At 74.6% G+C, this 24,085-nt stretch carries 26 protein-coding genes; 12 read left to right on the top strand and 14 right to left on the bottom strand.

Annotated elements, in window-relative coordinates:
• The first annotated feature begins 95 nt into the window (after positions 1-95).
• The 12 genes from BSZ37_RS18190 (at position 96) to BSZ37_RS18135 (ending at position 12,175) form a co-directional block, all read left to right on the top strand.
• Positions 96-1,418, top strand: a complete 1,323-nt coding sequence (locus BSZ37_RS18190) for a glycosyltransferase family 4 protein (protein ID WP_095511917.1) — start codon at positions 96-98, stop codon at positions 1,416-1,418.
• A complete protein-coding gene (locus BSZ37_RS18185) occupies positions 1,415-2,326 on the top strand; it encodes a glycosyltransferase family 2 protein (RefSeq protein WP_095511916.1) in 912 nt (303 codons plus the stop codon). Before BSZ37_RS18190 ends, BSZ37_RS18185 begins: the two co-directional genes overlap by 4 nt.
• Before the next feature lie 51 nt (positions 2,327-2,377).
• Entirely contained in the window at positions 2,378-3,694 is a 1,317-nt protein-coding gene (locus tag BSZ37_RS18180; protein ID WP_095511915.1) for a polysaccharide pyruvyl transferase family protein, read from the top strand.
• Positions 3,695-3,783: 89 nt separating this feature from the next.
• Positions 3,784-5,271: an oligosaccharide flippase family protein gene (locus BSZ37_RS18175; RefSeq protein ID WP_095511914.1), complete on the top strand. Its 1,488-nt coding sequence runs from the start codon at positions 3,784-3,786 to the stop codon at positions 5,269-5,271.
• A gap of 75 nt (positions 5,272-5,346) precedes the next feature.
• Positions 5,347-5,634 carry an ethanolamine utilization microcompartment protein EutM gene (gene eutM, locus BSZ37_RS18170; protein WP_095511913.1) on the top strand — a complete coding sequence of 96 codons (288 nt, stop codon included), beginning with the start codon at positions 5,347-5,349 and terminating at the stop codon, positions 5,632-5,634.
• A 4-nt stretch (positions 5,635-5,638) separates the two neighbouring features.
• Positions 5,639-6,130: a BMC domain-containing protein gene (locus BSZ37_RS22810; RefSeq protein ID WP_095511912.1), complete on the top strand. Its 492-nt coding sequence runs from the start codon at positions 5,639-5,641 to the stop codon at positions 6,128-6,130.
• Positions 6,130-7,185 carry a CdaR family protein gene (locus tag BSZ37_RS18160; protein ID WP_095511911.1) on the top strand — a complete coding sequence of 352 codons (1,056 nt, stop codon included), beginning with the start codon at positions 6,130-6,132 and terminating at the stop codon, positions 7,183-7,185. Before BSZ37_RS22810 ends, BSZ37_RS18160 begins: the two co-directional genes overlap by 1 nt.
• Before the next feature lie 63 nt (positions 7,186-7,248).
• Complete coding sequence (locus BSZ37_RS18155) at positions 7,249-8,160, top strand: EamA family transporter (RefSeq protein ID WP_095511910.1); 912 nt, start codon at positions 7,249-7,251, stop codon at positions 8,158-8,160.
• Between the two features lie 471 nt (positions 8,161-8,631).
• The gene (locus tag BSZ37_RS18150) at positions 8,632-9,351 is read left to right on the top strand and encodes a DUF4230 domain-containing protein (protein WP_179299748.1); all 720 of its coding nucleotides are present in this window, start codon (positions 8,632-8,634) and stop codon (positions 9,349-9,351) included.
• On the top strand, positions 9,348-9,995 hold the full coding sequence (locus tag BSZ37_RS18145) for a hypothetical protein (protein WP_095511908.1): 648 nt from the start codon (positions 9,348-9,350) through the stop codon (positions 9,993-9,995). The genes BSZ37_RS18150 and BSZ37_RS18145 overlap by 4 nt, the downstream gene beginning before the upstream one ends.
• A gap of 51 nt (positions 9,996-10,046) precedes the next feature.
• Entirely contained in the window at positions 10,047-10,874 is an 828-nt protein-coding gene (locus BSZ37_RS18140) for a 2-oxo acid dehydrogenase subunit E2 (protein ID WP_095511907.1), read from the top strand.
• A complete protein-coding gene (locus BSZ37_RS18135; RefSeq protein WP_179299747.1) occupies positions 10,871-12,175 on the top strand; it encodes a cytochrome P450 in 1,305 nt (434 codons plus the stop codon). Before BSZ37_RS18140 ends, BSZ37_RS18135 begins: the two co-directional genes overlap by 4 nt.
• Positions 12,176-12,563: 388 nt before the next feature.
• Here the strand turns inward: BSZ37_RS18135 and BSZ37_RS18130 are convergent, their stop codons facing one another.
• From BSZ37_RS18130 to BSZ37_RS18065, 14 genes are all read right to left on the bottom strand, one after another.
• Positions 12,564-13,043: a hypothetical protein gene (locus BSZ37_RS18130; RefSeq protein WP_143537727.1), complete on the bottom strand. Its 480-nt coding sequence runs from the start codon at positions 13,041-13,043 to the stop codon at positions 12,564-12,566.
• 31 nt (positions 13,044-13,074) lie between these two features.
• Positions 13,075-13,308 (bottom strand): cation transporter, encoded by a 234-nt coding sequence (locus tag BSZ37_RS18125; protein ID WP_095512448.1) that lies wholly within the window; start codon positions 13,306-13,308, stop codon positions 13,075-13,077.
• Positions 13,309-13,370: 62 nt separating this feature from the next.
• A complete protein-coding gene (locus tag BSZ37_RS18120; RefSeq protein WP_095511904.1) occupies positions 13,371-15,620 on the bottom strand; it encodes a heavy metal translocating P-type ATPase in 2,250 nt (749 codons plus the stop codon).
• 68 nt (positions 15,621-15,688) lie between these two features.
• Positions 15,689-16,090 carry a MerR family transcriptional regulator gene (locus BSZ37_RS18115; protein WP_095511903.1) on the bottom strand — a complete coding sequence of 134 codons (402 nt, stop codon included), beginning with the start codon at positions 16,088-16,090 and terminating at the stop codon, positions 15,689-15,691.
• Positions 16,087-16,476 carry a DUF302 domain-containing protein gene (locus tag BSZ37_RS18110; RefSeq protein ID WP_095511902.1) on the bottom strand — a complete coding sequence of 130 codons (390 nt, stop codon included), beginning with the start codon at positions 16,474-16,476 and terminating at the stop codon, positions 16,087-16,089. Before BSZ37_RS18110 ends, BSZ37_RS18115 begins: the two co-directional genes overlap by 4 nt.
• 19 nt (positions 16,477-16,495) lie before the next feature.
• Positions 16,496-16,876 (bottom strand): DUF6010 family protein, encoded by a 381-nt coding sequence (locus BSZ37_RS22220; RefSeq protein WP_095511901.1) that lies wholly within the window; start codon positions 16,874-16,876, stop codon positions 16,496-16,498.
• Between the two features lie 54 nt (positions 16,877-16,930).
• Positions 16,931-18,151 (bottom strand): hypothetical protein, encoded by a 1,221-nt coding sequence (locus tag BSZ37_RS18100; RefSeq protein WP_143537726.1) that lies wholly within the window; start codon positions 18,149-18,151, stop codon positions 16,931-16,933.
• A 70-nt stretch (positions 18,152-18,221) separates the two neighbouring features.
• Complete coding sequence (locus BSZ37_RS18095) at positions 18,222-18,752, bottom strand: DUF411 domain-containing protein (RefSeq protein WP_095511899.1); 531 nt, start codon at positions 18,750-18,752, stop codon at positions 18,222-18,224.
• Between the two features lie 4 nt (positions 18,753-18,756).
• On the bottom strand, positions 18,757-19,065 hold the full coding sequence (locus BSZ37_RS18090; protein WP_095511898.1) for a hypothetical protein: 309 nt from the start codon (positions 19,063-19,065) through the stop codon (positions 18,757-18,759).
• 55 nt (positions 19,066-19,120) lie between these two features.
• The gene (locus tag BSZ37_RS18085) at positions 19,121-19,636 is read right to left on the bottom strand and encodes a Spy/CpxP family protein refolding chaperone (protein WP_095511897.1); all 516 of its coding nucleotides are present in this window, start codon (positions 19,634-19,636) and stop codon (positions 19,121-19,123) included.
• 11 nt (positions 19,637-19,647) lie between these two features.
• Entirely contained in the window at positions 19,648-20,505 is an 858-nt protein-coding gene (locus BSZ37_RS22890) for a DUF305 domain-containing protein (RefSeq protein WP_179299746.1), read from the bottom strand.
• A 34-nt stretch (positions 20,506-20,539) separates the two neighbouring features.
• Positions 20,540-21,952, bottom strand: coding sequence for a multicopper oxidase family protein (locus BSZ37_RS18075; RefSeq protein WP_095511896.1), 1,413 nt, complete (start codon positions 21,950-21,952; stop codon positions 20,540-20,542).
• Positions 21,953-21,956: 4 nt separating this feature from the next.
• Entirely contained in the window at positions 21,957-23,420 is a 1,464-nt protein-coding gene (locus BSZ37_RS18070) for a TolC family protein (RefSeq protein ID WP_095511895.1), read from the bottom strand.
• The coding region (locus tag BSZ37_RS18065) for a DUF3347 domain-containing protein (protein ID WP_143537725.1) at positions 23,417-24,085 on the bottom strand (669 nt) is incomplete at its 5' end. The genes BSZ37_RS18065 and BSZ37_RS18070, both read right to left, overlap by 4 nt.

The raw sequence follows: 24,085 nt of genomic DNA, 5'->3' as shown, positions 1-24,085 counted from the left end.
GTCACCGTCGGGGAGGTGGTGCGAGGTTCTTCCGAGACCTCACGGCCCGCCGGGGCCCAACGCACGACCTTCTACTCCTCACTCCTCACTCCCCCGTGCTCCCCCGCGTCCTCGTCGTCACGTACTACTTCCCGCCGGCCGGCGGGCCCGGCGTGCAGCGGACGCTCAAGACGGTGCGGTACCTCCGCGACGCCGGCTACGAGCCCGTCGTGCTGACCGTCGAGGCCGGCGCGTTCCCGAGCACCGACGCCAGCCTCGCGGCCGACATCCCCGAGGGCGTCGAGGTCATCCGGACGACCGCGCCGGACCCGATCACGGCCTACGGTCGGCTCTCCGGAAAGGGCGCCGACGCCGTCCCGACGGGGGCGGTCTCCGGCGCTGGCATCATGTCGAAGCTGGCGCTGTGGGCTCGGGCCAACGTGTTTCTGCCAGACGCGCGCGTCGGGTGGGTCCCGTTCGCCAAGCACGCGGGGCGGCGGATCCTGGGGCGGGCCGAGCGGGCGCAGGAGGCGTTCGCGGCCGTCCTGACGTCGGGCCCGCCGCATTCGGTCCACCTCGTCGGCCGTCGGCTCCAGCGGACGGGTGTCCCGTGGGTCGCCGACTTCCGCGACCCGTGGACCGAGATCAACTTCTACGGCGACCTCCCGATGTCGCGTGCGGCCCGCGCCGTCGACCGCTGGATGGAGCGCCGCGTCCTCCAGGGTGCCGACGCCGTCACGACCGTCAGCCCGACGTGGGCGCGGCTCCTGACGGAGCAGGGCGACCTCCCGTCGTCGAAGGTCACCGTCGTCCACAACGGTGTCGACGAGGCCGACCTCGGGGCCGCCGCGGGCGTGGCCGTCCGCGACGACGCGTTCGCGCTGACGCACGTCGGGAGCTTCTACGCGACCCGCGACCCGCTGGCCGTGTGGGAGGCCGTCCGGCGGCTGCGTGAAGCGGGCGAGGCCGAGAAGCTGGTGATCCGGCTGGTCGGCCGCGTCGACGAGTCCGTCCGCCAGAGTGCCGAGGCGGCCGGGGTGCCCGTGGAGGTCGTCCCCTACGTCCCCCACGAGGAGGCCGTCCGCGAGCAGGCGCGGGCGGGGCTCCTGCTCCTCTCCATCGAGCCGTTCGCGGCCGACCGCGGCATGATCACGGGGAAGCTGTACGAGTACCTCGCGTCGGGCCGGCCCGTCCTCGGCGTCGGCCCGGTGGGGGGCGACGCGGCGGCGCTCCTCGTCGAGACCCGCGGCGGCGTCCTCCTCGCCCGTGACGACATCGGGGGCATCGCCGACGCGATCCGCCGGCACTACGACGCCTGGGCCGGCGGCACGCCGCTCGACGGCGCGCCCTGGGAGGCCGTCGTGCCGTACACGCGCCGCGCCCAGACCGCCCGCCTCGCCGAGGTCATCCGCGGCCTCGCCCGCCGCTCGGCCCGATGACGATCGCCGTCGCCATCTGCACCCGCGACCGAGCGCCGATCCTCATGGAGACGCTCGCCCACCTCCGCGCCCGCCTCGGGGAGTCGCCGGAGGGGGTCGAGGTCCTCCTCGTCGACAACGGCTCGACCGACGCCACGCCCGAGGTCGCGGAGCGCGTCGCCGACTGGCCCGCGTTCCGGGCGGTGGAGGAAGAACGGCCCGGCCTCAGCCACGCCCGCAACCGCGCCCGCCACGCCACCGAGGCCGACTGGGTCGTCTACCTCGACGACGACGCGTTCGTGTGGGACACGTGGCTCGACGCCCTCTGCGAGGCCGTCGCCCAGCCGGGCGTCGTGCTCGTGGGGGGCCCCATCGCGCCGCGGTTCGAGGCCGAGCCGCCGCCGTGGTTCGACCCCGACTCGGTCCGCCGCACGTTCGGGCCGGAGGGGCCGCTCTCGGATGCGGCGGCGCGCGAGGGATTCTCGGGGGGCAATCTCGCCGTCCGCCGCGCCGCGCTCGACGCCGTCGGCGGGTTCGACCCCGGCCTCGGGATGATCGCGGGCCGGCTCGGGCTGGGGGAGGAGACGGAACTCGCGAACCGCCTGGTCGAGCGCTACGGCAACGCGACGTGGCACGCGCCGCGGATGGGCATCGACCATCTGGAGCCAGCATGGAAGCAGCGTCCGGGCTACGTCGCGCGGCGGGCGTTCGTCAACGGCCGGCAGGCGTGGCGCTACGTCGGCGGCGGGCGCGGGCGGAAGGCCGGATTCAGCGCGCTCAAGGCGGCGAAGCAGGTGGCGACGGGGCTCGCGCGGCTGCCCCTGGCGGTCGTCCGGCCGCGGGCGCTCCACGGTGCGCTGCGGGGACTGGCGACCGGGGCGGGCGCGCTCGTGGGCGTGGGTGCCGCGTTACGGGGCGGAGGGCGGTAGGCCCGCCAAAGTTCACCGCGACCCGAACGGCCGCCCGGTAGCTTCGCGACCATGTCCGACTCGACCCCGCTCCGCGTCGCCATCACCAACGTGACGCTCGGCAACGGCGGCGACGCCGCGATCCTGCTCGGCGTCGAGCGCGCGCTCCGGGCGGCGCTGCCGCCGTTCGAGATGACGCTCTTCGAGACGCAGCCCGAGGTCGCCCGGAAGGCGTTCCCGCAGTACGACATCGAGACGGGGCTGGCCAGCGTGGCGTGGCCGCAGATCGCGAGGGGCATCCCGGCCCGCGCCCGCCGAGCGGCCCGCTGGCTCGAGCGCCGGCCGCGCCTCGTCGCCGCCGCGAGGGCGTGGAGGGCCGGCCGCCACGGCCTCGCCCGCGCGCTCGCCGGGCCCGACGGCGCCGGCCCGTTCGAGGCCGTCGCCACCGCCGACGTCGTCGTGAGCACGGGGGGGACCTACTTCGTGCCGGCCTACTGGCTCGGCCCGCGCTACCTCGAGTTCGACGTGCTCCACGCACTGGGTCAGCCGTACGCGCTCTACACCCAGTCTGTCGGCCCGTTCGACACGATGCCCAAGAGCCGGCTGAAGCGGATCTTCGAGGGCGCTCGCGTGACGCTCCTGCGGGGCCAGCGGAGCAAGGACTTCGTCGACGAGATCGCGCCCGCGACCCGGGCCATCGTCCGGGCCGACGCCGCCTTCGCGCTCGCCGAGGCCGACCAACTGGCGGCGGCGAGGGAGCGGACGTGGCCCGAGCGTCCGACCGTCGCCATCTCGGTCCGCGACTGGCCGCACTTCACGACGAAGGACGCCGCGGAAGGGATGGCGACCTACAAAGCGTCGGTGGCCGCCGCCGCGACGCACCTCGTCCGTCAGCACGGCGCGCGCGTCCGGTTCCTCTCGACCTGCCAGGGCCGCCCGAAGTACCGGTTCGACGACTCGGCCGTGGCGCTCGACATCGTCGGGCTCCTCGACGCGGACGTCCGCGAGGCGGTCGAGGTGGACCGGGAGGCGCGGGACCCCTACGCGATCCGCGACGCCTACGCCGAGGCCGACCTCGTGATCGCGACGCGGATGCACGCGGCCATCCTCGCCCTCGCCGCCGGCACGCCCGTTCTCGGGATCGCCTACGAGTTCAAGACGGAGGAGCTGCTGGAGGAGCTCGGCGTCGAGGGGTGGACGGAGGACATCGAGACGGTCACGCCCGACCGCCTCGTGGCCCGCGTGGACCGGGTGCTGGCGGAGCTCCCCGAAACGCGGGCGCGCCTGTTCGACGGCGTCGAGCGGATGCGGCAGAGCGCGATGGAGTCCGGGGCTCTCGTCGCCGAGGCGTTCGCCGACCGGATCGCGGCGGCGACGCGGCGGGGCTAGGCCGTGCGGCGCGCGACGACACGACGCCCCGGCCCGCCTCGGCCCTTCGGCTCCGCTCCGGGGAGCCGCCGAGGTGGGGGGCGCCGCTGATGCTCCGCCGCCTGTTCCGCCAGAGCACGACGTACGCCGTCGCCAGCGTCGTCTCGAAGCTGACCGGCTTCGCGCTGCTGATCTACTACGGCGACCCCGAGTACCTGCCGAAGGCCGAGTTCGGCTACCTCGGCGCGCTCGACGCCGCGAAGGCGCTCGTGTTGCTGGTGGCCGGCGTCGGGCTCCCGCTCGGGATCATTCGGTTCGCCTCGTCTTCCGACCTGTCCGAGCGAGAGCGGGCGCGGGTGCCGGCGACGGCGCTCCTCGTGGCCGTCGTGGCGGGCGCCGTCGCCGCCGCGGCGGGGTGGGCGTTGGCGCCGCTCGCGTCGGAGGCGCTGGTGGGCACCGCCGCCCGCGCCGAGGCCGTCCGCTGGCTGTCCGTGTTCGTCGGCTTCAAGACCGTCGCCGACGTGTCGTACACGGTCCTTCGGCAGCGCGAGCGGGCCGGGGCGTTCGTCCTCATCGGCGTGGTCGAGGCGCTCCTGCTCGTCGGCGCGGTGATCGCGTTCTTGCTGATGGGGGAGGGGCTGACGGGCGTGATGAAGGGGTACGCGGTCTCGGCCGCCGTCGTCGCGTGCTTCGTGACGCCCGTGCTCCTGTCGCGCGTCGAGCGCCGCGTCGAGTGGGCGCTGATCCGGCCGATGCTCCTGTTCGGGCTCCCGCTCATCGCGTCCGGCATCGCCTCGCGGTTCCTCAACATCGGCGACCGGTTCCTCCTCCTGGCGTACCTCGGCCCGGAGGCCACGGCCGTCTACGAGTGGGCCGCGCGGTTCGGCGGCGTCGTCAACGTGTTCCTCGTCCAAAGCTTCGTCCTCGCGTTCACCGTCCTGGGGTTGAAGTCGCTCGACGAGTCGGGGTCGTCGGACCTCCATCGCCAGTCGTTCCGCCACTTCGCCGCGCTCGCCGGCTGGGTCACCCTCGGCCTCGGCCTGTTCGTGGCCGACGTCAGCCGCCTGCTCACCGACGACCCGGAGTACGTCGCGACCGAGGCGCTGGTCCTCCTTATCGGCGGCGGGTTCGCGTTTTACGGGCTCTACTTCGTGGTCGTCAACGTGCTCTACGCGGCGGGGCGGACGGCGGCGGTCGCGCTCACGGTCGGCGCGGCGGCGCTCCTGAACCTCGGTCTCAACGCGGTCCTCATCCCGACGATGGGGATCGCCGGCGCGGCCGTCGCCACGCTCATCGCCTACGCCGCGATGGCGCTCGGCACGGCCTGGATGGCACAGTCGTCCATGGCCGTGCGCTATCCCTGGCGCGTGCTCGTGTGGGTCGGCGCGCTCGTGGCCGCCCTTTTTCTGTTGGCTCAGCCCTCTGGGGAGTGGTCCGTCCCGACGCGGCTCGCGCTGCGCGTGGCGCTCGCGGCGGCGTACGTCCCGGGCCTGTTCCTCCTCGGTGTCTACCGGCGGGACGACCTCGGCCGGGCCGTGGCCCTCGTCCGGGAGCACGCCGGGAGCACGACCGAGGCGGGCGACCCCGAGGATCGTTGACGGGGCGGAGGCCGTCGTAGATTGGGCGGCCGGCGCGACGCTGCGCCCCCTCTCTTCTACACTCAGACAGATCCCATGCCCAACGGAGACATCGGCGCCGCCCTCGGAATGGTCGAGACGCGAGGCCTCGTCGGCGCCATCGAGGCGGCCGACGCCATGGTCAAGGCCGCCCGCGTCAACCTCATCGGGAAGGAGCAGATCGGCGGCGGCTTCGTCACCGTGATGGTCCGCGGCGACGTCGGCGCGGTCAAGGCCGCGACGGACGCCGGGGCCGCCGCCGCCGAGCGCGTCGGCGAGCTCGTGTCGGTCCACGTCATCCCGCGCCCGCACACGGAGGTCGAGGCGATCCTCCCGGGCGAGTAGCCCCGTGGCCGAGCCGACCTCCGTCCCCGAGGGCGCCCTCGGCCTGCTCGAGACGCTCGGGCTGGTGGCCGCCATCGAGGCGGCCGACGCCATGCTCAAGGCGGCCGACGTCCGGCTCGTCCGCCAGCAGCGGACGGTGCCGGGCCTCGTGACGCACCTCGTGACCGGCGAGACGGCGGCCGTCCAGTCGGCCGTCGACGCCGGGGCCGCCGCCGCCGAGCGCGTCGGCCGCGTCGTGGCCCGCCACGTGATCCCGCGGCCGGACCCGAGCGTGTGGCGCGTCTTCGGCGGCACCGCGAGGGCCCCGGTCCCGCCGGCCGCGCCCGCCTCGGCGGTCTCGTCGACCACGCCGGAGCCGGCTGACGACTACGAGGACCGGACGGTCCGCGAGCTCCGCCAACTCGCCCGCGACCGCGACGACGACCGGCTCCGCGGCCGGGCCATTGCCGCGGCCACCAAGGACGAGCTCGTGGCGTTCCTCCGGGCCTCCGAGTGATGCCCGACCCGCCGCGCCCTCGACCCACGCTGACGTCGGTCCGCGACCGGCTCCGCGCGCTCCTCCCGAGCGCCGAACTCGTGGACGAGGGCGACGAGCCGCCCGGCCGACGGAGCCTCGCGATGTTCCTGTCGCTGGTCGTCGCGCTGGTGATGTGGTTCAGCTTCAGCATGCGCGAGACGTACCCGCTCACGATGCGGATGCCGGTCGTGATCGCGCAGACGCCGCCGGGCTCGGCCCTCCGCTCGCGGCCGCCCGAGGTGGCCACGGTCACCCTCCGGGGGGAGGGCTGGACCCTCCTGTCGCTCACGCGGCGGACGCCCACCATCACGGTCGACGCCGAGAGCCGTGTCGTGAGCCTCGCCGCGGCGCTCTCCGAGCTCGGCCTGCCCGACGGCATCGAGGTCCAGGCCGTCACGCCGCAGGCCGTCGAGCTCGACCTCGACACGGAGACGAACCGGCGCCTGCCCATCCGCCTCCGCGAGCGGATCGGGACCGAGGTCGGGTTCGACCTCCTCCGCCCGCCGCGGCTCTCGCCCGACTCCGTGACGGTCACCGGTGCGCAGTCGCTCCTCGGCACGCTCGACTCGTGGCCCACCGACCTCCTCGTGGCTCGGGACGTCGAGGACTCGTTCACGCGGATCGTCGCGCTGGCGGACACGTTCGGCGGGCTGCTCCGCCCGTCCGTCGAGGCCACGCGCGTGCAGGTCGACGTCGGCGAGTTCACAGAGGGCTTCCGGGACCTCCAGGTCGAGGTCGAGAACGTGCCGCCGGGCGTGCTCGGCGTCCGGTTCGACCCGCCCCGCGTGCGGGCCGTCTTCCGCGTCCCGGCCGCCGGCGACACCTACGACCGCGCCCTCAACTCGCCCCGCGTCCGCGCCGTCGTCGACTTTTTCGACATCGCCCGCGACACGACCCGTCAGGACGGGCAGGTCCCGGTCTCGCCGCGCTGGCCCGACAACCTCGACATCCGGAACGTCACGCTCCAGCCGGCCCGCGTGGGCTACTTCATCCAGCGCCCGGCCGCGCCCGAGCCGGGGGACGGCGGGGAATAGGGAGAGAACGCACAGTCGGGCGCGCGAGGCGCCCGCTTCTTCCCGCGCCCCCAACGCCGGATCATGCTCTTCCTCGCCCTCGCGGTCGCGTGCAGCCTCGCGATCGCCGTCGTCTTCAAGGTCGCCGAGCGGCGCGACCTCGACCGGACCGCGCTGCTGACGGTCAACTACCTCGCCGGCGCCGCGCTGGCGGTGGCGCTGCAGGGCGTCGAGCCGCCGGCAGGGCTCTCGGGCGGCCTCGTCGCGCTCGGCGTGGGGCAGGGCGTCCTGTTCATCGTCGGCTTCTGGCTGTTCGCGCTCGCCATCCGCGAGGCGGGGATGGGGCTGGCGGCCGGCGTGATGCGGCTGTCGGTCGTCGTCCCGTTCCTCGCGTCGTGGCTGATCTGGGGCGAGGCGCCGACGGCGTGGCAGCTCGTCGGGCTGGCGCTGGCCGGCGGCGCGTTCTTCCTCGTCGCTCGGCCGGCCGCCGAGCCGCCCGGGAAGCTCGGCCCGCCCGACCTCGGCGACGACTCGCCCGAGGCGGGCGTGACCGATGGCAAGACAGTCGGCGTGCTCGCGCTCCTGTTCCTCTCGGGCGGCCTCGTCGACGTCAACATGAAGGTGTTCCGGGAGTCGTTCTCCGTCGCCGCCGGCGGGACGACGCCGATCGCGACGTTCCTCGTGTTCGTGTTCGGCGTGGCGTTCCTCGTCGGCGCCGCGGTCGTCGTGACGACGGGGCTGCGGACGGGCCGGTGGCCGAGCCGCGCGGCGTGGCTCTGGGGCACGGGCCTCGGGGTCGTCAACTACTGCTCGGCGGAGTTCCTGCTGCGGGCGCTGGAGCGGCTCGACGGGACGGTCGCGTTCCCGGCCAACAGCGTCGCCATCGTGTTCGGCGCGGCATTGATCGGCCGAGTCGTGTGGCAGGAGCGGCTGTCGCGCGCCAACCTCGCCGGCCTCGGCCTCGCCGCCGCCGCCCTGGTGCTGCTGGCGGGATGAGGGGGCTGGCTCCGCTCTCGGAACGAGGGAGAGGGTACGAGGAACGGGGAGAGCGCGGGCGCCGTGGGTCCCCCGGCTGCCGGCGCTCCGGTGGCGACTCTGCCCGCCTCGACACCGAGGCGGGCGGACTTGGCCCCCGTGGTCTGGGCTGCCGTCCGGCCATCGCGTCTGACGCGCATGGCCTCTCCACCATGTCATCCCGAGCGGAGCCGCGCAACGGCGGAGTGGAAGGGTCGTTGGCGAGCCCTGCAGCTGGTCATCGCTCTCGGCGGTCGGCTTGAGACGCGGCCGCGCCAGAGATCCTTCGCCTCGCTGCGCTCGCTCAGGATGACACGGAGTAGAGCGAGTGCCTGGCCGGTTGGCGACGCGGTCCGCCAGCAGGCACCTTCCGTTCCCCGTTCCCCGTTCCCCGTTCCCCGTTCCCCGTTCCCCGTTCCCGAATCCCCGCTCGCCCCGCGTCGTACCGGCCCCATGCCTGAGTCCCCCCGTCCCCGCCGCGTCGGGATCGTCATCGGTCTCGCGTTAGCCGCGGCGCTGGCTGTCGCCCTCGCCCTCGGCGTCGCGCTCGTCCGCGGCGGCAGCGGGCTGACTGAGGAAGATGTCCGGACGCTCGTCCAGACCCGCATCGAGAGCGAGGCGGCCGAGGGGTTCGTCGTGACCGGCCGGCTGTCGTCCACGCTGTCCGGGTCGAGCGCGCGGCGCTGGCGGCTCCGGCTCCTCGACGTCGAGACGGGCCGGGCCGAGGTCACCGTCCACGTGCCGGCCACGATGACGTACGGGTTCTCGCTCGACGACTTCGACGCCGAGGCCATCCGGTTCCGCGAGGACGGCGTGGTCGAGGTCGTCCTCCCGCCGCTGAGCGTGTTCTCCGTCGAGCCCCAACTCGAGGACGCCGACGTCGAGATCGACCTGAGCGGGCAGGCCCGCCTCACGCCGTCGCTCACGGAGCGAACGGTCGAGCAGACGCTCCACCAGGTCCGCCCGGCGCTCCGGCGCCAGGCCGAGGAGCACCTCGACACGTCGCAGCAGCCCCGCGTCAACTCGGCCCGCGCGCTCCGCCGTGTCCTGGCCTCGCCCCTCGAAGCCGCCGGCGTGAACCTGGACGACGTCCGCTTCCGGTTCGTGATCGCGCCCGGCGACACGCTCGACGTCAACGCCGAGGGCTCCCGCCGCACTGTCCCTCCCGAATGACCTGGCCCTGGTCCCGCCGCCCCGCCCGCGACGTCCCGCTCTACGTCGACACGCCCGCCGGCCTCCTGTCGGCCGACGGCACGCACTACCGGACGACCGAGCCGCTCCTGCGCGAGTACGCCAGAGAGGTCGTCGAGGCGGTCGGCCTCGGGCCGCTGCTGCTCCGGGCCGGCGTGTGGCTCCGCTCGCCGCAGACGGTCGCCGTGCTCCTCCTGCCGGCCCTCCTGCTCGCGCTCCCGTGGTGGGGCGCGCTCGGGACGGTGCTCCTCCTCTACGCGCTGTGGAGCGCCGCCGCGCCTGGCCTCGTGCTGCCCGGCGCGATCCCCGCGTTGAAGGTGATGGAGCAGCCGGTCGTCCAGGGCCTCATCTACATCGGCGTGCTGAGCGCGTTCGCGTCGGCCGGGATGTTCGCCGCGGTGTGGACCGGCGTGGCCGGCTTCGTCGCGTTCCGCCTCGGGCTGGTCGACAACCTCCTCGGGCCGATCGTCCGCCCGATCCAGGCGTCGCTCCACCCGCTGCCCCCGGCCGACCAGACGCTCCGGACCCTCATCGTGCGGGAGGCGCTTCGCCGCGGCCTCTCGCTGCCGGGCATCGACGCCATCGAGACGCGCGTGCGCGAGTTCTGGAAGCGCGAGCGGAGGTAGCGCCCGGGCGGTCGGCCTACCTTCCGGGCTCCGCCCCCGTCCTCCCGCTCCGTGCTCGACACCCCCTGGCGCCGTCTCGCGGCGACGCTCTTCGATGCGCCCCACTCGGGGCGGATTCTGGTGCGGATCGAGGTCGACGCGGAGCCCGTCGAGGCCCACCTCGCGGCGACGCCCGGGGCCCAGCGCGCCGTCGGGTTCCTGCCCTTCGTCGCGGCCGCCGCCGCCCGCGCGGTCGCCGAGGACGTCCCGGCGCTCAACGGGTACCTCCAGCGAGGGCGCGTCCGAGCGCGCGACGGCGTGACGGTCTCGATCACAGCGCCGGTGCCGGGGCAGGGCGGCCTCCTCGCGCTCCCGCTCCGCGACGCGCACGTGGCGTCGGCGACGGCGCTCGCGAGCACGTTGCGGGCGCAGATCCGCGGGCTCCGCGACCGGGCGAAGCGCGGGCCGCTCGCCGAGTACGTCCTGGCGGGCCTCCCGTGGCCGCTCCGCCACGGCGTCTTCCGCGCGGCCCGCGGCCTGGCCCACCTCGGCGTGCCGATGGCCCGGTTCGACCTCGCGCCGGAGAGCTACGGCGCGCTCGTCGTGACGAGCATGGAGCCGGTCGCGCGGGGCTACGACCACGACCGCGGCGCCTTTACGGAGGCGTTCGTCCCGCTCTTCCCGGCTGCCCGGAACGCGTCGCTCGTCGCCGTCCTCCCCCCGCGCGAGATGCCGGCGGCCGTCGGGGGGGAGGTCGTCGTGCGGCGCCGGGCCGTCCTCTGCTTCACGTTCGACCACCGGCTCGTCGACGGGCTGGAAGTCGGGGCCTTCATCCAGAGCGTCCACCGCCGACTGCTCGACCCCTCCGCTCTCGACCGCTCCCCAGACTCCGACTCGTGACCGACGTCGCCCTTCCGCCCGGACCGAAGAACGCCGCGATCCTCCGAGAGCTGCCCCGCTTCCGGAGGGGCGTGTTGGCGTACCTCGTCGAGCTCAGCCGGCGCTACGACGACCCCGTCGTCCACCTCCAGTTCGGTCCGGGTGCCAGCTTCGTCGTCAACCATCCGGACGTGGTCAAGGAGTTCCTCGTCCGCGTGCCGGAGCGGTTCTCGCGGTCGCGGTGGCTGGGCGAGCTCCGCAAGCTGGTGGGCGCCGGTCTCCTCTTTTCGGACGAGACCACGTGGGTCGAGCAGCGGAAGCGGCTCCGCCCGGCCTACGCCCGCGGCCACGTCGCCGTGGTGGACGAGGCGACCCGAGTCGAGACCGACGCGCTCGCCGACCGCTGGCGCCGCGTGCCCGGCGCCGTCGTCGACGTGCAGGAGGACGCCAAGCGGGTCCTCCTCCGCGCGCTCGTCCGCATCATGTTCAGCCCCGAGGCGCCTGTCGACGACCGGCAGGTCATCGCGGACCTCGACGCGGTGCTCCAGTTTGTCGGGATGCGGAGCACCGTGATCCGGCAGAACCTGGCGCTCGTCGGCATCCGGTGGCGCGAGACGGCCGTCCGCGGCGCCCTCGCCCGCCTCGACGCGTTCATTGCCGACCTCATCGACGGGACGCGCTCGGGGCGGTACTCCGCCGGGCTCCTGCTCGCCACGCTCCTTGAGGCCGAGGCGCGCGGCGAGGTCGACGCGCAGAACCTCCACGACGAGATCGGGACGCTCCTGGTGGCCGGCTTCGACACGACGTCGGCGCTCGTGACCTTCGCCCTCTGGAGCCTCGCCGCCCGGCCCGACCTCGCGGACGCCGTCCGCACCGAGGCCGAGGCGGACGACCGGCCGGTCCTGGAGGCCGTCCTCCGCGAGACGCTTCGCCTCTACCCGGCCGTCTGGGCCATCCACCGAACGGCCACCGAGGACGTCGAACTCGGCGGGTTCACGGTCCCGAAGGGCGAGCACGTGATGGCCTCGCCGTTCGCCCTCCAGCGGAACCCGGCGTGGTGGCCCGACCCCGACGCGTTCGCGCCAGCGCGCTTTTTCGACGCGCCCGACAACGACGCGCTCCTCGGCATGGAGTACCTCCCGTTCTCGCACGGCCGCCACACGTGCATCGGCAAGCGAATGGCGCTCCAGCAGGCCCGCCTGATGGTGTCGGAGCTAGTCGCTCGGTTCGATTTCGAGCAGGTCGGCGGGCCGCCGCGGCTCGTCCCCGGCGTCATCATCCGCGCCGCCGACGGGCTCCCGCTCCGCGTCACGCCGCGCTGAGCCCGCCCGCCTCGGTGGGATGGGGGAGAGAGGCGGGTGCCCTGCGTTGCCTCCGTTCAGCCTCGTTCGTCATCCTGAGCGTAGCGAAGGGCCTTGATGAGACGCTACCGGTCGCTGGCTGCGCCTTCGACGAGCGGGAACGACGGCGTCGAGATCCCTCGCGGCCGTTCAGGATGACGTCTCTGCGTGTGGACCTTCCTCCGCCCCCTTCCACATGTCATCCTGAGGAGCGGGGCGACGAAAGATCACGTGTCGGTACCCTCGCCACGTCGATAGGCCACGAGGCTGAGTCCAACGAGATCCTTCGCTCCGCTCAGGACGACAGGAGGAGAGGATCGGCACCGGACCGAACGACTCCGGCCCGGCCGAACGGAAGCCCGAGGCGGGGTCAGCCGCCGCGGAGCTTCGCCAGGACGTCGGGGTCGAGGAGGTCCGCCAGCGACTCGCCCGAGGCGGTCGGGGCCTCGCCGCGATTCGAGCGCCCCCCCTTGCGGTCGTCGCGGCGGTCGCCGCCCTTCGGCTTGGTGCCCCGCGATCCACCAGAGCCCGGCTGCGACGGTGCGCTGGGCGCCGCCGAGGGAGCGGCCTCGGCGGACGGCTCGGGCGTCTTGCTCGACAGGTCGAGCGTCTCGCGGACGACGGGGCCGGGGCCGAGCGACGCCGCGGCCGGCTTCCGACGCGGGGCCGACGGCGCCCTGCCCGTCGACAGGTTGAGCGTCCGCCCGGCCTTCACGTCGGTGTCGGCGGGGGCGGGCGGGAGCGGCGTGGGCTCGGGCGGCGGCGGGGGGGGCGCGCCGGTCGAGAGGTCGAGCGTGCCGCCGGCGCGCACGTCGGACTTGCGGGGAGTCGGGGTCGAGTCGTCGGCCATCATCGGAAAAGGTCGGCCCGGAAGCTACGGGCTACTCGGGGGCGGCTTCGCTCGTCCCGCCCACGACGTCGAACCCAGCCCCCTCGACGGCCGCGACGAGTTGCTCGCGCGTGGCCTCCGGCCCGGCGTCGACCTCCGCCCGCCCGATCTCGACCGACCGGACGACGGCGTTCGACACGCCGGCCAGCGCCTCGCGGACGGATTTGACGCAGTGGTCGCAGGTCATGCCCTCGATCTCGAGGACTTCGACGTGACGGTCGGGCATCAGCTTCATGGTCATGACAGGGGAGGGGATGGAGAGAGGGGAGGGTGCGCTCGCCCTAGGCGTCACGCCGAGCGGAGCCGGAGCGCGTTGCCGATCACGAACAGGTCGGAAAACACCATCGCGAGGGCGGCGAGCATGGGGGAGAGGAGGACGCCGAGGGCCGGGTAGAGGACGCCGGCCGCGACCGGGATCAGGACCACGTTGTAGGCGAAGGCCCAGAACAGGTTCTGGCGGATGTTGCGAAGCGTGGCCCGCGCGACGCCGACGGCGCGACCGACGGCCTCGATGTCACCGCCCGCGAGGACCACGTCGCCGGCCTCGATGGCCACGTCGGTGCCCGTGCCCATGGCCAGCCCGGCGTCGGCGCGAGCGAGGGCGGGCGCGTCGTTGATCCCGTCGCCGACGAAGGCGACCACGCGGCCTTCGGCCTGGAGCGCGGCCACGGCGTCGGCCTTCTCGTCGGGGAGCACCTCGGCCCGGACCGTCTCGATGCCGAGTTGCTTGGCCACGGCGCGGGCGGTCGTCTCGGCGTCGCCGGTGATGAGGGCGAGGTCGAGGCCACGCTGGCGGAGTGCGTCGAGCGCCGCCCGCGCGCCGGGCTTGATCGGGTCGGAGACGGCCAGGAGCGCGGCCGGGGCGTCGTCGACCACGACCCACACGGGCGTCTTGCCGTCGGCGGCCAACGCCTCGGCCCGCTCGCGGTCGGTCGGGTCCAGCGCCACGCCGAGGCGGTCGAGGTAGCGCTCGGCGCCGACGGCGACGCGCCGCCCGCCGACCGTCCCGGCGACGCCGTACCCGGGCACGGCCTCGACGTCGGCCGCCTCGGGCGCGCCGGGGGCGTACTCGACGAGGGCGCGCGCGATCGGGTGCTCGCTCTGCCGCTCGACGGCCGCGGCGAGGCGAACGGCCTCCTCGGCGTCGAAGTCACCGAGCGCGACGACGTCGGTGACGGCGGGGCGGCCGACGGTGAGCGTGCCGGTCTTGTCGAACACGATCAGGTCGGCCTCGGCGAGCGCCTGGAGGCCGGCGCCCTCACGCACGAACGCGCCCTTCTCGGCGGCCCGGCCCGTGCCCACGAGGACCGAGATCGGCGTGGCGATGCCCATGGCGCATGGGCACGCGATGATGAGGACCGAGACGGACGCGACGAGCGCGTACGTCAGCCGCGGGTCGGGTCCGACGAGCATCCACGCGGCGAACGTGACGGCGGCCGTGGCGAGCACGAACGGGACGAACACGCGGACGACGCGGTCGGCGAGCGCCTGGATGGGCGGCTTCGAGCCCTGCGCGTCCTCGACCATCCGGACGATCCGCGCGAGCGCCGTCGCCCCGCCGACGGCCATGGCCTCGACGGTCAGCGCGCCGGTCCCGTTGACGGTCCCCGCTGCGACCGTGGCCTCGGGCTCTTTCTCGACCGGGACCGGCTCGCCCGTCATCGCCGACTCGTCGACGAACGACCGGCCCTCGACGACCGTCCCGTCGACCGGCACCCGGGCGCCGGGCTTGACGAGGACGCGGTCGCCGACGGCGACCTCCGCCAGTGGGACCTCGACCGGCTCGCCGTTCCGGAGCGCGAGCGCCGTCGGCGGCTGGAGGTCGAGGAGCGCGCGGATGGCCTCGCCGGCCCGGCCTTTCGCGACGGCCTCGAGGTAGCGGCCGGCCAGGATGAGCGTGATGATGGTCGCCGCGGCCTCGAAGTAGACGTGGTCGGCCCCGGCCGGGAGGACGCCCGGCGCGAGCGTCGCCACGACCGAGTAGCCGTACGCCGCCGACGTGCCGATCATCACGAGCGTGTCCATCGACGGGGCGCCCGAGCGGAGCGCGGCCCAGCCGGCGCGGAAAAAGTGGAGGCCCGGCCCGAACTGGACGGCCGTCCCGAGCGCCAGCAGCATGAGCCGGACGGGCTGCGTGCCGAGCGTCGCGTCCACCCACGCGTGCCCGCCGGGGACGAGCATCGGGACCATCTCGAGGAGCCAGATCGGGATCGTCAGGCCGACGGCCCACCACAGCCGCGTGCGTTGGCGGTCGCGCTCGGCGTCCTTGGTGGCGGCGCGCTCGGCCTCGTTCCGGGCCGCGGCCTCCGTCTCGGCCCCGAAGCCCGCCTTCCGGATGGCCTCCGCGATAACGTCGTCCGAGAGCCCTGGCCGGGCGCGGACGGTCGCCCGCTCCGTCGCGAGGTTCACGCCCACCTCGGCGACGCCGTCGAGGCGGGAGAGGACGCGCTCGACGCGGGCCGAGCACGAGGCGCACTCCATGCCCTCGACGCGGAGGGTCACGGTGCGGTCGTCGGGGGGCGGGGCGGTGGCGGGCATGGTCACGGAGAGGCTGTGGACTCTCTCAACGCCCTGGACCGGGGTCCAGGGTTGCGTGAAGATTCCGGCTACGGATCTGGCACGGCGAGCGCGCGGAGCACGGGGCACTCGGCTCGGGTGTCGTGGCGCCCGCCGCAGGCGTCGGCCAACTCGGCGAGGGCGTCGCGCGTCTTCTCTAGCTCGGCGATCCGGGCGTCGAGGTCGGCGATCTTCTCGACGGTCCGCTCGCGGACGGCCTCGGCGTCGGCGTGCTCGTCGCGCGAGAGGGCGAGGAGGTCCGCGGCCTCGTCGAGCGTGAAGCCCAGGGCCTGGGCGCGGCGGAGCGCGCGGAGCCGTCGGACCGCGTCGGCGTCGTAGTCGCGGAAGCCGCCCGCCGTCCGGGGCGGCTCGGCGAGGAGCCCGCGCCGTTCGTAGTAGCGGACGGTGTCGACGGAGACGTCCGCGGCGTCCGCGAGGCGCCCGATCGTCACAGCGCCGCGACGACGCGTTGGAGCCGCTCGCGGACCTCCGTCGCGACCTCCCCGAGGCCGGCGTTCTCGACCGCGGCCATGCTCGCGACCGGGTCGACGGCGGCCACCTCGGTGCGCCCGTCGCCGAGGTCGCGGAGGATCACGTTGCACGGGAGCATCACGCCGATCCGCGGCTCGGCCTGCATCGCCTGGTGCGCGAGCGCCGGGTTGCAGGCGCCGAGGATCTTGTAGCCCGGCACGTCCACGTCGATCTTCTTCTTGAGCGTGGCCTGGACGTCGATCTCGGTGAGAATGCCGAAGCCTTCGTCCTGGAGCGCGGCGGTGGCACGCTCTTCGGCAGCGGCGAGGTCGGCGTCGAGGGTGCGGGTAAAGGTGTAGTCGGCCATCGGAGGGGGAACGGAGGGATCAGGACTGAGCGCGCCACCAGAGCCAGACGCCGACGACGGCGTCGAAGCCGAGGCACAGCCACAGGTACCACTCCGGCGCGCCGGGGTGCCCGACGGCGAGGTCCCAGATCGGGTGGAGCAGCCACCCGGCCGCGGTCCACCCGAGGAGCCCTCGAAGCCCGAGCGCGGCGAAGGCCCCGAACAGCACGACCCCGCCCACCTCGACGCCGAGGCCGGCCCAGCCGGCGCCGGCCGCGCTCGCGAACCCGACGTACACGAGCGCGGCGACGACGAGCCCGCCGGCCCACCACGCGCGCGCCGGTCGGCCCCGCTTCCGGCGCCCGGCGGCGATGTAGGGGAGGGCGAGCGCGGCGCCGAGCAGGATCCAGAGGAGGTTCATCGGAAGGCGGAGAGGGCAGGGGCCTTGAACCCGCGTCCTGAGCCCCCAGCGGGCTTAGACGTCGACGACGGCGGTCCGGACGGTCGCGGTGGCAGGATCGGTCCACGCCACGAGGGCCTGCCCACCGAGGGCGACGACGTGCGGCATCCCGCTGCTCCGGCCGGCGGCGACCGTCGCGACGGGGACCGACTCGCCGCGCGTGCCGTCGGCCGCGACGCGCCGGAGGCGGAGCTCGGCGGCGTCGCCTACTGTCGCGAGCCAACTCACGACCGCGCTCCCATCCGGCATCAGCGCCACGCCGACGCGTCCGATCGGGCTCTCGCCATCGATCCGGACGCGCTCGCCCCACGTCGCGCCGCCGTCCTCGGAGGCCGCGAGTTGGACGCGCGCGCCGTCCCCCTCGGAGTACCACGCGAGCGCCACGCGGTCGCCGCGCGACGCCAGCGCCGGGCCGTTGACCGGGCAGCCTGCGATCGTCCAGCCGTCGGGGTGCGGGATTGTCGGGTCGGTCCACGCGCCGTCCACGAGACGGACGACGGCGATGTCGCGCACTTCGGCCGCGCTCCGGTCGCGGTAGGCGACGACGAGGCCGGACGGCGTGGCGGCGGCGGCGGTCGGGCAGCAGTCGCAGGTCCGGGTGTCGAGCTCGGCCTCGTCGGCGAGCGCGCCGCTCACGTCGAGCGCAGCGTAGCGGAGCGTCATGGCACCGCCGCCGTGGCCGTGGCCACCCTGGTTCCGCCCGTCGAGCCACACGAGGCCGGTCCGGCCGTCGGGTAGGGCGACGGCCGAGACGAACCCGTGCTCGGCCGCGCGGCCGTCGTCGTGGAGGAGCCGGGGCTCGGTCCACCCGCCCCAGCCGGCCGCCGTCATCTGGCGGACGGCCGCGTCGTAGGCGTAGGGCGAGTCGTCGCCCGGGTGGCGCGGGAGCGTGTGGGCGACGAGCCGGCCGTCGGCCGTTTCCATCACGCCCGGCGTGTCGGCCCAGTTGACGAACCAGTCCGTGCCCTCGGCGGCGGTGCGGGCGTCGGTCCAGTGGTCGACGTCCCACCGGGCGTAGCGGAGGGCGTGGCCGCTGTCGGCGGGCTCGACCCAGGAGAGGAGCGGCCGGCCCGCGCCGTCGAGCGCGAGGCGCGGGGCGAGGGCCCCGGAGTCGGCCGGCACGGCGACCTCGCCGGCGGCGACGGGCGCCGCCTCGGGCGCGGCGCCGACGGGGTCGGGGGCGTCGGCGCAGGCCGCCAGGACGAGGGCGGCGAGGAGAGCGGGACGGAGTCTCACGGCGAGCGGGCTCGGCATGGGCGCAGGATACGCCGCCGCCGGGCCCGCCTCGGTCGTCACGGGGGCCGGGCTAGGGCCGGGTGTTGCCCTCGACGTGGGCGAAGACGGCGCCGTCGCCGGCCTCGTCGAACACGATCACGTCGTACGGGTCGCGGCGGTCGCCCTGCTCCATGCCCGGCGAGCCGATCGGCATCCCCGGGACGGCGAGGCCGCGCCCGGCGGGCTGCTCTTCCAGCATCCGGGCGACGTGCTCGGCCGGCACGTGGCCCTCCACGACGTAGTCGCCGACGACGGCCGTGTGGCACGACGACAGGTGACTCGGAACGCCGAGGCTGTCCTTGACGGCGCCCATGTCGGTCCGGTCCACGCTCTCGACCTCGAAGCCCGAGGCCTCGAGGTGCTCCACCCACATCGAGCAGCAGCCGCACGTGGGGCTTTTGTAGACCGTGACGGTCGGCGCGTCGGCCGGGGCGACGGCCGAGGCGGGCACGATCGCGGCCTCCTGGGCCTGTGGCGCCGGCTCGGCGGGCGCGGCCGGCGCGTCCTCGACGCGGCAGGCGGTCAGGACGAGGAGCGGGAGGAGGAGAAGGAGTGGGCGCATGGGGCTACTGTTCGGTGCCGGGGGTGAGGGCCTCTTCAACCTCAGAGGTCGCGTCGGCCGTGCCCGTGGTGGGCGGAGGTTGGGTGAGTTCGACGGGGGCGCCAGGGGCCGGGGCGAGGGGCGCCGTGACCTCGGCGTCGAGCGGCTCGACGACCTCGGCGTCGCCGCCGAGCGGCGTGGTCTGGGGCGCGCCGTCGTCCTCATAGTACCCGTCGCTGGCGGAATGGACGGCCTCGGCGCCGTCGGGGCGGCCTTCCCAGGTGCAGCCGGCGAGGACAGCGAGGGCGAGCAGGGCGGAGAAACGGAGGGGCATCGGGGTGAGGGAGAGTCGAGGCGGTGGGACGCGTCGGCCCCGGCGGAGGGTCCGGCTACTCGGCGTGACCCCTGAGCCGGCCGTACGCCACGATCTGTTCCGGCGTGAGCGCGTCGCGCATCCCGAGGTGCGCCCGGAGGTGCGCGGCCCGGAGCCGGCCGCGGAGCTCGGCGATGTGGGCCGTCATCCGGCCGACGGCATCCGGGCTCGCCTCCTCGTACGCGAAGAGGGCGTCGAGGTGGTGCTCCGCCTGGACGATCCGCTCGCCCAGGGGGACCGCCTCGGCCAGCATGTCGGCGCGGAGCCGCTCGGCCGTCGCCCGCTGCTCGGCGTCGAGGCCGAGGTCGCCGGCCAGTTCGAGGACGTGGAGGGGGCCAGGGTAGTGGTTGAGCTCGGCCGGCCGGGCCATGCCGAGGCCGTGGCCCTGACGGAGCCCGGCGACCTCGTCGGCCGTGAGGCCTGCGGGCCCGTCGGTGGTCGGCGCGGCGCCGTGGGCGGCATGGCCGTGCTGCGCGCGGAGCGGGACGGCCAGGGTGAGCGCGAGCAGGGCGGCGAGGGCGAATCGAGGCATCGAAGCGGATGCTAGGGTTGGACGGTCGCGAGGACGGGCGCTCCGTCGCGGAGGAGCGGGCCGTCGGCCTCCCCCGACCCGAACTCGAACCGGCCGATCGCGCCCGTGTCGTCGTGGAGCATCACCACCAGCGGGACGCCGGCCTCGGCCCCGCTCAGCTCGACGGGGACGTCCTCCGACACGCCGTGCTGCACGAACGCCCGCCCGACGATCTGCGACACGTCCGGCCGGCCGCCCTCGCCGGCGGGGTGGACGACGAGCCAGGCGTCGGAGACGACCTTGACCGAGTCGACCACGAGGACGTCGCCGACGAGCGGGGCCGCGCCCAGGAACAGGGCCGGCGCGCCGGGCACGGGGCCCGTGAGCTCGGCCGACCCGCCCTCGACCGGCGGCACGTCGGGCGGGAGGATCTCGCCCTCGACGTCCGACCCCTCGAGGTCGGCGATGAACGCCTCCATCTCGGCGATCTCGCGCCGCTGGGCCAGGATGATGTCGTCGGCGAGGCGGCGGACGCGCGGGTCGGAGATGCTCGCCCGCTCGCTCGTCAGGACCGCGATCGAGTGGTGCGGGATCATCGCCTTCATCCACGCCACGTCGCCGACGGCCGCCTGGCTCCGCGCGAGCCACAGCGCGACGGCGAACACGAGGGCGCTGCCGGCGACGATGGCGAGGTTGGCCCGCCGGTCGTCGTACATCTTCCACATGAACGCCAGCATCACGACGGCCATCACGGCGCCCATGTAGAGCGCCATCCAAAACTTCGTCTGGCTCCACCAGACGTGGTCGGCGGTGTAGACCGTCGAGTACATGAGGCCGAACATGATCACCGTCGACGTGATGATCATGGCGAAGAAGCGTTTGTAAGACATGGCTGGGGCGGCGAGCGGACCGAGGCGGGAGGGGCTAGGTAAGAGCGATGCCGTCACGGGCGAGCTGGGCGGGGTCGGCCGGGCCGGCGACCGTCCCGGGCGGGTGGTCGTACCAGCCGGGGTCCCGATCGTAGTCGACCGGCTTCGGGCGGACCTTCAGGTTGGTGTACATCCCGCCCATCGTGATGTATCCGAACGGTCCCATCTGGCCGACCATCGGGATCGAGTTCTCCGGGACCGGCATGTGGCCGGACTCGACGTGCGCGCCGTGCTCGTCCATCCCCGCCTCGCCCATCGTCATGTAGCCCGGCGCGACGGGCTGGACCTGGCGGTCGAGCGTGGCCGCGTCGACGCCGGTCATGTTGGGGACGCCGTGGCCCATCTGGTTCATGACGTGGTGCGTCATGTGGCAGTGCATGGCCCAGTCGCCGAGCGCGTCGGCGGTGAACTCGACCGTGCGGGTGCTGCCGACGGGGACGAGGACCGTCGTCTCGGGCCACTGCGCGGCGTCGGGGATCCGGCCGCCGTCGGTGGCCGCGATCTTCCAGACGTGCCCGTGGAGGTGGATCGGGTGGTGGTCCATGGGCGAGAGGTTGCCGAACCGGATCCGCACGCGGTCCATGTGGCCGACGACGAGCGGGTCGGTGCCCGGGTAGGCCCGGGCGTTCATCGTGAGCACGTTGAAGTCGCTCATTTCGTTCGGGTCCGGGCGGCTCGTGCCCGGCTCGATCCGCCACTCGTGGAGCATGATGGCGACGTCCCGGTCGAACCGGTCCGCGCCCCGCTCGTGGACGACGAACATCCCCGTCAGCCCGAGGGCGATCTGGGTCATCTCGTCGTGGTGCGAGTGGTACATGAACGTCCCGTTCTGCGTGATCGGGAACTCGTAGACGTAGGTCTCGCCGGGCGGGATCGGCGCCTGACTCAGCCCGCCGACGCCGTCCATCCCGGACGGCAGGAAGAACCCGTGCCAGTGGACCGTCGTGGCGACGGGCAGCCTGTTGGTCACGTACACCCGGACGCGGTCGCCCTCGACGGCCTCGAACGTCGGCCCGTGGACCTGCCCGTTGTAGCCCCAGCACGTGGCGGTGAGGCCGGGCGCGAACTCGTGCTCGACCTCCTCGGCGGTGAGGTGGTAGACCCACACGCCGTCGGGCCCCCGGGAGCCCGTGATCGACGACCCGTTTGGCGTGTGGACGCGTGGCGGTCGGTCGCCGACGTACGGCGTCGAGAGGTCCCGCCTCGGCGCTGAGGCGGGGGGAGCCGGCCGGCCGGCGGTGCGGCTCGCGTTCGCTGCGGCGACGGAGTCGGCGGCGAGCGCGTCGGCGGCGGTCTGCGGGTCCCAGGTGGCGGGGAGCGCGGCGGCGCGCGAGATCCGGCCGAGCGTGGCGCCGCCGACGGCGGCGGCGCCGGCCCTCAGCCAGTCGCGGCGGGAAAACGTGGACATCGGGCTAGTGGCGGTCGGGGGTGGGCATCGAGGGGCCGGCGGCGGAGAGCGCGAGCCCGCCGTCGAGCGGCGGCATCCGGCCCTGGAGGAGCAGGTCCAGGTCGGCGCGCGCGGTCCAGTAGGCGGCGAGGGCGTCGGCATACGCGCGGGCGGCCTCGGCCTCCTGGCGCTGGGCCTGGAGCACGCCGAAGACGCCGGTCTGCATGGCGTTGTACTGGCGGAGCGTCTGGGCCGAGAGCTCGGCGCGGAGTGGGAGCACCGTCGTTTGGTAGTGGAGTCCGGCGCGGCGGGCCGTCGCGAGGCGCTGCGCGAGCACGCGGGCGGCCGACCGCACGTCGACGGCCACGGCCTCGTAGAGCGCGCGGGCGCGGCGGAGCTCGGCCCGGCCGGCGGCGCGTGCGGCCTGTCCCTGGTCGAACAGGGGGAGGACGACCTCGGCCTCGGGGCCGGCCTGCCACTCGCCCTCCTCGCGCTCGAACTCGCCGCCCGCCTCGAGGTCGGGGAGGACGCTCTCGACGTTCGCGATGCCGAGTCGGGCCGCGGCCGTTTCGACATCCTGGCGGGCCGCGGCGAGGTCGAGGCTGGCCTCGACGGCCAGTCGTTCCAGCGCCGCCGCGTCGACGACAGCGCCGGGGAGGTCCGCCTCGGTGGAGGTTCGGACGAACGGGAGCGGGCTCTCGGCCGGGACCGGTGGGAGGGCCGTCGGGAGGTCGATCGCGGCGGCCGGTCCGCTGAGGCCCATCAGCCGGACCAATGTTTCGCAGCTCTCCGCGGCGGCGCCCTCTGCCACGAGGAGGTCGAGGCGGGCCTGCTCGTAGAGCGCCTGCTCGGCCAGGAGATCGACGGCCGGGACGTTGCCGGCCTCGCGGAGCAGCCGGGCCGCGGTGTAGCCGGCCTCGGTGTTCTGGACGATCCGCGCTTGCATCGCCAGTCGGAGTTGGTCGGCCTGGGCCCGGATGTAGGCGGTGCGCGTCCGGGCGGCGAGGTCGAGCACGGCGGCGGCCACACGGTACCGGGCGGCCTCGTAGGCGCTCCGCGCGACGCGTTTTCGCAGTGGGAGGTAGAACACGTCGAGGAACTCGAACGCGACGTTGAACCCGAGGTCGGGGGCACCGCCGCCCTCGATGGGCCACAGCGCGCGGGCGCCGAAGACGGGGTTCGACAGGAGTCCGGCCTGGACGAGGGAGGCCTGCGCGACGCCGAGGTCCTCGTACGTGGCCTGGAGCCGGCGATTGTTGAGGAGCGCGATCTGGACGGCCGCACCGGCCGTGAGGCTGTCGGCGAGGAGCGAGTCGACGGCGGCTCGGAGGGCGGCGTCTTCGGCAGTCCCCGTCGCCCAGGCCACGCGGGAGTCGGTCCGCTCGGCGAGCGTGGCCTCGACGTCGTCGAACGCGGCCTGGGGACGGACGCCCGCGCAGCCGCCGAAGCCGACGGCGCCGAGCAGCAGAATGAGGGAGAGGCGTCTCATCGGTGCGTCCCCATCCCGTCGTGGTGCGTCTCGGTCTCGGGGGGAGACGGCACGGACTCATCGCGCGTCCCGCACATCGCCATGGCTTGGCCGAAGTACGGGTTCTGGGCGTCGCCGGGCGGCTGGAGCCAGACGCCGCCGTCAGGCGCATGGGCCATGCCGCAGGTGAACCGGGCGAGGTCGTACCCATCGGGTACGCCCACGGCCTCGACGAGCGCTGCGAACGGGACGCTGAGGGCGCCGAACGCGGCGCGCGCGGCGTCGAGGTCGTCCGCCTCGGCGAGCGCGTCGGCCGACTGGCGGACGGCGGCGACGGCGTCCGCCTGACGGTGCCAGACGTGCGGGTCGTCAGCCGGCGGGGTCGCGGTCCAGGCGTCGACCGCTTCGGCGAGCGCGTCGGCGGCGTCGGGCGCCAGCCGGTCCGCTGCGAGCGCGTCGTGGACGGCGAGGTAGGCGTCGAGGACCGGGCGGATCGGGGCCTCGGCCGACGCGGCGGACGGCATCGGTTCGGAGCTCGTCGCGGCGTGGTCCATCGGCCCGTGATCCATCCCCTCCATGTCGTGTCCCTCCGTCTCGGAGGGCGACGGGTGAAGAGCGGCGGGGAGGTCGGGCGCGGGGGCCGGCGCCAGCGGCGCAGCGGAGACGGCGAGCGGGGCGGTCGGCGC

It is taken from the genome of Rubrivirga marina, assembly GCF_002283365.1.
Classification (GTDB): Bacteria; Bacteroidota; Rhodothermia; order Rhodothermales; family Rubricoccaceae; genus Rubrivirga; species Rubrivirga marina.
This window is presented reverse-complemented; position numbering and strand designations above follow the sequence as displayed.